This is a genomic window from Mesorhizobium sp. M7A.F.Ca.US.002.01.1.1, from assembly GCF_004022955.1.
Taxonomy (GTDB): domain Bacteria; phylum Pseudomonadota; class Alphaproteobacteria; order Rhizobiales; family Rhizobiaceae; genus Mesorhizobium; species Mesorhizobium ciceri.
This window is the reverse complement of sequence record NZ_RZQE01000003.1, coordinates 57187-65025: the sequence shown is the minus strand read 5'-3', so window position 1 is coordinate 65025 and position 7839 is coordinate 57187. Positions and strand designations below refer to the sequence as shown.

At 58.2% G+C, this 7839-nt stretch carries 7 protein-coding genes and 1 pseudogene; 1 reads left to right on the top strand and 7 read right to left on the bottom strand.

All coding sequences use genetic code 11. The features are described 5' to 3' along the window. Positions 1–951, top strand: a pseudogene (locus tag EN932_RS01155) (IS5 family transposase); the annotation flags it as partial. Positions 952–1199: 248 nt separating this feature from the next. Here the strand turns inward: EN932_RS01155 and EN932_RS38335 are convergent. The 7 genes from EN932_RS38335 to EN932_RS01115 form a co-directional block, all read right to left on the bottom strand. Beyond that, positions 1200–1868 carry a hypothetical protein gene (locus EN932_RS38335; protein WP_176477193.1) on the bottom strand — a complete coding sequence of 223 codons (669 nt, stop codon included), beginning with the start codon at positions 1866–1868 and terminating at the stop codon, positions 1200–1202. Positions 1869–2430: 562 nt separating this feature from the next. Continuing rightward, a complete protein-coding gene (gene ehuA / locus EN932_RS01145) occupies positions 2431–3207 on the bottom strand; it encodes an ectoine/hydroxyectoine ABC transporter ATP-binding protein EhuA (protein WP_063170381.1) in 777 nt (258 codons plus the stop codon). Positions 3208–3326: 119 nt separating this feature from the next. Beyond that, positions 3327–3995 (bottom strand): ectoine/hydroxyectoine ABC transporter permease subunit EhuD, encoded by a 669-nt coding sequence (gene ehuD / locus EN932_RS01140; protein WP_063169345.1) that lies wholly within the window; start codon positions 3993–3995, stop codon positions 3327–3329. Next, on the bottom strand, positions 3992–4663 hold the full coding sequence (ehuC, locus tag EN932_RS01135) for an ectoine/hydroxyectoine ABC transporter permease subunit EhuC (RefSeq protein WP_063169346.1): 672 nt from the start codon (positions 4661–4663) through the stop codon (positions 3992–3994). The genes ehuD and ehuC overlap by 4 nt, the downstream gene beginning before the upstream one ends. A gap of 59 nt (positions 4664–4722) precedes the next feature. Then, a complete protein-coding gene (gene ehuB, locus EN932_RS01130) occupies positions 4723–5595 on the bottom strand; it encodes an ectoine/hydroxyectoine ABC transporter substrate-binding protein EhuB (protein ID WP_082826582.1) in 873 nt (290 codons plus the stop codon). Between the two features lie 224 nt (positions 5596–5819). Next, positions 5820–6941 carry an alpha/beta hydrolase gene (locus EN932_RS01125; protein WP_063169347.1) on the bottom strand — a complete coding sequence of 374 codons (1122 nt, stop codon included), beginning with the start codon at positions 6939–6941 and terminating at the stop codon, positions 5820–5822. Positions 6942–7711: 770 nt separating this feature from the next. Further along, positions 7712–7831: a GMC oxidoreductase gene (locus tag EN932_RS01115; protein WP_281034207.1), complete on the bottom strand. Its 120-nt coding sequence runs from the start codon at positions 7829–7831 to the stop codon at positions 7712–7714. Positions 7832–7839 lie beyond the last annotated feature (8 nt).

The following is a 7839-nucleotide window of genomic DNA, read 5'->3' as shown; positions in this document are numbered from 1 at the left end:
TCGGACGGCCCCGGCATGCCGCCGCTGCCGACCCGGCTGATGGCGGGGCTGGCGATCCTCAAGCACACCTTCAACCTGTCGGATGAGGTGCTGTGCGAGCGCTGGGTGGAGAACCCTTACTTCCAGTATCTCACCGGCGAGACGTTCTTTTGCCATACGCTGCCGTTCGACCTCTCGTCGATGACGCGCTGGCGCAGCCGCATGGGCGAGGAGCGGATCGTGGCGCTGTTGCAGGAGAGCCTCAGCCTTGCGGTCAAGACCGGGGCGATGAAGCCGGCCGACACGCGCCAGGTGATCGTCGACACAACCGTGCAGCCGAAGAACGTCATGTTCCCGACCGACGCCAAGCTCATCAACCGGGCGCGCGAACGGCTGGTGCGGCTGGCCAAGAGGGAAGGAGCTCCATTTGCGCCAGAGCTATCAGCTGGCGCTGATCAGCCACCAGCGCTATGCCCACGCCAAGCAGTTCAAGCGGGCCAACAAGGCGCTGCGCAGGCTCAAGACCTATCTCGGCCGGACCATTCGCGACATTTCTCGCCAGATCGCCGGCGATGCGGGGCTGGACGCGCTCTTCAAATGGCCGTTCTACCAGGCCGCCACCGTTCTCTAGCAACGCCAGCGCCAGCGCGGCCGCAAGATCTACAGCCTGCACGCGCACGAGGTGGAATGCATTGGCAAGGGCAAGGCGCATATGCCCTACGAGTTCGGTGTGAAGGTGTCGGTGGCCACCACGCTGAAGCGCTCCAAGGGCGGCCAGTTCGCCCTGCATGCAAAAGCGCTGCCCGGCAATCCCTATGACGGCCACACGCTGGCAAGCGTCATATCGGCCACATCAAGAACGAACACCGCATGGGCCGCAACTACCTCGCCGGCCAGCAGGGCGACGCCCTCAACGCCGTCCTGGCCGCCGCCGGATACAACTTCTCCCTCCTGCTCAGGTGGCTGAAGTGATTTTTGTGGCCCTTGATCGCCCTGCTTCAACTCCGGCCGAAGTCGGTCGCCGCTTAGCGTCTGGATCACGGTCGACCAGCACGAGTTCCAAAAATCCAACCTGCATCTCAGGCACCGCGTCCTGACCTCGGAAATCGAGGATCCAGTCTCGACAGAGTATTCGACAAGATGCGGACGTGTGTTACAATAACGAGCCGCAACTCATACCAGACATGAGCTCATATTTTGGGATAGTGGCCTCCAAGCGGTCAAGCCACGGACGCGAATGTCATCCGATAAAGGGTCGCGGCGTCATAGATGGGCAGTCCTGTCCTACGACGGATTGCTGACGTCACCATCGGGAACAATGTACATTCAAATAGGAGGGCGGCAATCCCCGGATGTGCGGCGCCAAGTCGCGCGACACAGGCTGCAACCTCCGACTCCATTTCAACAACACCAGCCGGCCACGCGTCACCTTCAATGCCGCCGATGACTACTCTTGCCTCTGCGGATGAATCTATGCCCAGCAGCTCTTTGCCGCAGTGTCTTGAGTCTGCGGCCACAACGGCGAGCTTTGCGTCAGCTGGAAGCTGCCGGAGTAGCGTGGGCGCCAGTAGCAGGCTCGACATGGCCACCGGGACTTCGACAGACGCGGCCACTGCAGCCTGGTACCGGATACTGAACCCGCAGTCCCCGGTTATCGCGACTGCTCCGCGCTCGACCAACCGCCTGGCAGCTGCAATGTAGGCCGGCTCGAGAGAAGCATCACCGGGAATGACCCTCTCCTCCAAAGCCCCGGCCGCGGTCTCTATTATAATTGGGAAGTCGAAAGTTGCCGGGTTGAAGACCGACTCCGGTTGCGGTGGCGGAAATTCACGAGGCGGAAGTCCGATCTCCAGCCCAATAATTCCGAGGGCCCTTTGTTGAGTTGTCACGGAAGCATCCTTCTTCTGGAAGCAGCTAAGATGGTGATTTCGGCAGCAAATGCCCATCACCTGCGCGATACAGGTTCTCTCTGAATGCACGAATTTAACAGCGTCGAAACGGCTGTTTCAGAGAAACATGCCTTTCCAGGCGCAGTAAGTCGGCATTGTTTTGGTGCATTCGCATGAAAGCCGTAAAAACTGGGAAACCGCAGAACGCTTGTGCGACCCTCCCCGGGCCTGTAGGATACCGGGTTTGCGTCCGCCGTCAGACAATCGTGTTAGGGCACTTTCCAGAGCCCAGATGCCCTGAATGGCAGATTGAACGCACATCAGATCTTCAAGCTCGCAACTGCCGAACGGGCAGCGCTATTTACCTAACTCGACCAATCTGGGGCTTGGACCGGACGATCCTAGTTATGCAGTCCTGAATGAACTGGGGCAGTAACCTCGACATCAACCCGGCCCTGAAAAACCGCGCGTAGGTTCGTCGCAGGGCAGCCTGCTCCGAACGGACCAGTTCCTGCCCGGAAGCCACCCACGGGATAACTCAACTAGCGGCACAACCCGCAACTCACCTCGTCTCCAGCACCGCATTGAGAAACTGCTGCGTTCGCTCGTTTTGCGGATTGCCTAAAAGCTGGCTGGGCGGGCCTTGCTCGACAATCTTACCGCCAGAAAAGAAGCACACGCGATCGGAGAACTCCTTGGCAAAGCCCATCTGGTGCGTGACCATCAGCATTGTGAGGTCATGTTCGGCGCTGAGCTTGCGGATGACGTTGAGCACCTCTCCAACCAGTTCCGGGTCAAGCGCTGATGTCACCTCGTCAAACAGCATCACCTTGGGCCGCATGGCCAACGCCCGAGCGATCGCCACGCGTTGCTTCTGGCCCCCGGAAAGCTGGATCGGGAAATGGTTCTTCTTGTCGCCGAGGCCCACCAAGTCGAGCAGCTCTGCCGCTCGGGCCTCCGCCTCCTTCTTCGAGAGCCCAAGGACGGAGATCGGCGCCTCCATGCAGTTCTGCAGAGCAGTCATATGCGGGAACAGGTTAAAGTGCTGGAACACCATACCGATCTTGGCACGCACGCGACGGAGATGACGCTCGCTCGCCGGCACTATTTGGCCGTTCTTCTGCGTATGCGTCAACGGTTCACCGTCGACCCATATCACCCCCCCGTTGATGTGCTCAAGCGTCATCAGCATGCGCAGAACGGTGGTCTTGCCCGAGCCGGACGGACCAATGATGGACACCTTCTCGTTGCGTGCGATCTCGAGATTGAGTTCGTCCAGCACCGTCAACGCGCCGTAGCGCTTTGTGACGTTCTCGAAGCGAACTATGGGTTCGTTCATGACTTTTTCGCTGCGCCTGATATCGAGGTCAAGCTCGTCCCGCCTGGCTGATGCCCTAGGGCGCTTCGTGAGATCGTCCTCGAAGCGAAGCACAAATTCGCTCATAGTATAAGGCCTCCCTATTGCAGATGGTAGCGGCGGTTGAGCCAGACGCGGACCGACTGCACGATAGCGGAAGCAACCAAGCTGAACACGTAGTAGAAGAAGCCGCACATAGTGATCGCTTCTATGTATCGATAGTTATTGCCCCCGAAATTTTTCGCCTGCTGCAGCATCTCGAAGATCGAGATTGCCGCCAGGACCGGCGTGTCCTTGAACATGCCGATGAAGTAATTGCCCAGAGCTGGCACCATGGGCGGGATCGCCTGCGGCAGAATGATTGTTCGCCAGGTCCGCGTTCGCGAAAGGTTTAGTGCCGTACAGGCCTCCCACTGGCCGCCATCCACATTCTCGATGCCGCCGCGGAAGACTTCGGAACAATAGGCTGCATAGTGGATCCCCAGCACGCCAACTCCCGCCGTCCAGGCAGGAATGAAGATTCCGATCTGCGGACCAACGAAATAGACAAAGAACAACTGCAGCAGCAAGGGCGTTGAACGGATAAACTCCACGATCTCCGCCATGGTGGTCGAGACGTAGCGGTTTGGCGACTGGCGAATCATCGCGAAGACAAGACCCAATATCAGCGCGATCGCAAACCCGAGCAGCGTAGCCTCAATGGTGACGATCGCTCCCTGATAGAGATATGGGAAAGCCTCCCATACGTAAGACCAATCCCAGATCTTCAAGCCACCTGCTCCCGAACGAAACCGCGCGAGACGCGGCGTTCCAGCCAGCGCACGAAAGGAGTGATGAGGGCGCGCGCGATGATGTAATAACCGAATAGTGCAACCGCAAAGAACAGCATATAATCGCCAGTTGCGTCGGCCGCCTGCTTGGCGGCGCTAGTAAATTCGGGAATGGTGATGAAGAAGACGAGCGAGCTACCCTTAAGCACATCGATGAGCATGTTACCCCAGGTCGGCAGCATGGCGCGCATTGCCTGTGGGAGGATAATACGCCGCATCATGGTGAGCCGCGAAAAATTGAGCGCTGTAGATGCCTCATACTGGCCCCTATCAACGGCCTGAATGGCGGCGCGGACATACTCGGCTGCGTAGCCAGAGGCATTCATTCCGATCCCCAAAATTCCGACAGTCCACGGCGACAGGAAAATACCGAAAATCGGCAATACAAAGAACCACCAGTAGAGCTGAACCAGCATGGACGTCCCGCGGAAGAATTCGATGTAGGCGATACTGAACCAGCGCAACTGCCGACGGGGAGAGACTCGGGTCAGGCCCACGAAAAGCCCAAGGACGATCGCTACGACGCAGGCGCCAAGAGTGACGATGACCGTAGTCATGACGCCCTTGGTGAGCACGGCAAAGATAAAGCTGAGATCGACCTTACTCATATGCCCTCCCCACTGACCGCCTACCGGCCAAGGGCCGGGGAGCGGTCAGACGCATAGCTTCAGCCCTTGCAAAGATCAGCGGTCTTGCTGCCATCCGGGAGATCGCGTTTGGTGTAACCATATTTGCCGACCGCGGCCATCATTTCGTCAGAGCCAATATAGTCTTTCAACACAGCATTGAACGCGTCTACCGCAGCCTGTTCGCTGAGCGGGAAGGCTATGGCGGGATGTTCATTCGGTCCCGGCGGGGTATACGGGTCAGCCACCTCAATGCTGGGATCCTGCTCGGCAAGAGTCGTCGCGTTCAGACTATAGAGCGAGCCGGCAGCGGCGCGGCCGGCCTTTACAGCCTGTACGACCTCGGGCGGTCCGGCGACCTGCATAACCTTGTCGTCAGGGAAACCTAATTTCTTCGCCTGCTCGACTGCGGTGGTACCCGTCATGATGGCCAGGGTAAGCCCCTTCTTCTGAGCGTCATGGAGGGAATGCAGCGCTTCCGGATTGCCCTTCGGCACGATCATCGAATCATTGCTCGATGCGATCGGTTCGCTGAACAGGACGTTGCGGCACCGCTCCGGCTTAATCCACATGCCGCCCGTGATGATGTCAAAGCGACCAGCCTGGAGGCCCGGGACAAGGGAACCCCAATCGGTTACGACCGGCTCGATTTTGGTCGTTCCCATCTTTCTCAGAACGTCCAGTGTCATCACATTGACCAGGCCAAGCGGCTCGTTGTTCGCACCAGGATAGGCACTGGGAGGCTCATTGGTGAAGCCAAGACGGATCGTTTCTCCGTTCTTAATCTTATCGAGCAGCGACTCCGCCGAGGCCGAACCGGCAAAGGACGAGATTGTCATCGCCGCCAGGCCGAGCGCGGCAATCCTCTTCAAGATTGCAGCCTTAAAGCATTCGTCGAGTTTCCACTTGACCACTGGTTAGTCCTCCGTTTTCGCATCGCCGATGGTCTCCCGATATGCCTCGGGAAAAGACCATTGCATCATTTGTTGAGCTTGTAGTCCGGCGGTTCCCATCATCGTGTGAGCTGCAGGGTCCCCACTTAGGTATAGATTCCTCCAGTCGATCCTTTGCTACGCCACTTGTGCATGCTTCGTGAGCGTAGCAGCGCAGCTGTGGTGCTTTGTGCGAGAAATGCAAGTTATTCGCAGAAATTCGGTGATTTTTGGGTGCATACGCACATTTCCGTCATCCCCGTGGTTCGTTGGAAGTGAACAATCGCGAGCTGTGGTATGGCCAACTGAGGCACACCACGTCTTGCATGACTCCTGCCCTGCCCGGTTGGATGGGCGCCACCGCCTGGGCTATGCCCTTGTTGCCATGGCAGGGCACAAGTTCGTCGTATGCGACACGCCGCTGAGAGATTCGCCTCGGAGACGCTGGCCCGAGCATTGTTCCCGTCACAGTTGATCATTCGTGCCATTGACGGATGAGTCTGTTCACGGCTTCGCTCCGGATCAACCTGGACGGAATCGCCGGCATTATTGAGCAGATGGAAATCTGAATTCCTGATCAGCTTCGCCAGGTTGATCCCTTGCTCCGGCGTCGCGGTAGGGTCGTTCTTGGACCAGATGATCAACGTCTGGGCCTGAAGCTGATCAAGGTAGGGGAAGATATACTTCTGCTGCAGCAGTGGATAACGATGCAGGTTTGTCTCGTCTTCCGGCAATCTCTGCCAGATCTCCCATTGTCCCCGAGCCGCGGCCCGCCGATAGGCTTCTCGCTCGGCGCATTCCACATCCTGCCCGTGGGCGCGGCAGCTTTTCCGCCGTGCGGTGATGTATTCCTCTTCGCTCGGCATCGGGCCGGAACAGCCGTAAGCCTGCCGGCAGGCCTCCAGCCAAGCTTCGTCACGGTCATCTCCGAACGCCGGCGACACGGAGTTAGCGGTCAGCAGGACAAGCTTAGAAACAAGATCGGGACGCACGATCGCGACCCGCGCGTCGACGAATGATCCTTCTGAATGGCCGACTAGCGTGATCTGCTTCAAACCCAGTTGTTGGAGGAAGCTAATTACATGATTCACACGACCGAGCCGGTTAATGTATTTGCAGTCAGCAGGATAATCCGTTCCCCCAAAATGGAGTTGATCAATCGCTACTACCGTAAATTGATCGGATAGCCCGTTCAGCTGCCGAACAAAGGAACTCTTAGCCTCTGCACGGAAGCCCGCCCCCTGCAGGAAAACAATCGGCCTACCAGCTCCGTTCTCGCAGTACGATGTCTCGACACCATCAACCGATACGCGATGCTTGGTGATCATCGGTTCCTCGGCAAAAGGAGGGGCATCAGGTCGGCATTGCGACATGCGAGATGGACTGCCATTGCTCACTCCTGAGCGTAGCAGCCTCACATGCCACGTTGCCGAACTATCTCGTCTGAATACCGGAAATCGGCACCCCGGAGCCTCGCGTCTTGTCACTTTGCTCTGTCGTCGCCCAGCCACTGCGGCCGGGAGCCTTTTAGGTGCATGGGTGGCATTCCCCGCAAGATTTCAACCCTTGCACAGGTCGCCGGTCTTGGTGCCGTCCGGCAGATTGATTTTGGTGTAGCCGTATTTTGACCGACTGCATCATTTGGTCGGAGCCGATATAAGTATTCAATACCTCGTTGAAGGCATCGACCGCCTGCTGATTGGGCAGGAAGGCGAGACTTGGGTAGCCGGCCTTCCCAGCCGGCGGGGTGAACGGATCTGCCATTTCAACGCTGTCGACCTTGTCAGCGAGCTCCTTACCGTGAAGTAGTTTAGCGACCCCGCCGCCGCGCGGCCGACCTTCACTGCCTGCAAGAATTCGGCCTGGCCGGCGACCTGCATGACACGATCCTCCGGAATGCCCGCGTCTTTGGCGGTCGTGACCGTGTCGGAACCGGCGGTGGTGACCAGCGTTAGGCCCTTATCACGAATATCGTCAAAGGAGTGCTGGTCTTTTGGGATTGCCATTCGGCATGAGCAGGGCTTCGGTGAACTTAGCAAGCGGCTCGGTGAACACCACATTGCGGCAGCGCTCCGGCAGAATGTACATGCCGCCTGGCCTAGCTCCGTCTGCCGTCTCTCAAGGTTGTGTCGGCCAATTTCTCAGCCACCATAATCGTCGGAATGTTTGTGTTCGCCCGAGGGCAAAATGGCATGACGGAAGCGTCGGCGATCCTCAAACCCAAAA

Excerpts from the sequence above, each read along its gene's own strand:
- ehuC (WP_063169346.1), bottom strand. The coding sequence starts at position 4,663 with ATGAGTAAGGTCGATCTCAGCTTTATCTTTGCCGTGCTCACCAAGGGC.
- ehuA (WP_063170381.1), bottom strand. The coding sequence starts at position 3,207 with ATGAACGAACCCATAGTTCGCTTCGAGAACGTCACAAAGCGCTACGGC.
- EN932_RS01125 (WP_063169347.1), bottom strand. The coding sequence starts at position 6,941 with ATGATCACCAAGCATCGCGTATCGGTTGATGGTGTCGAGACATCGTAC.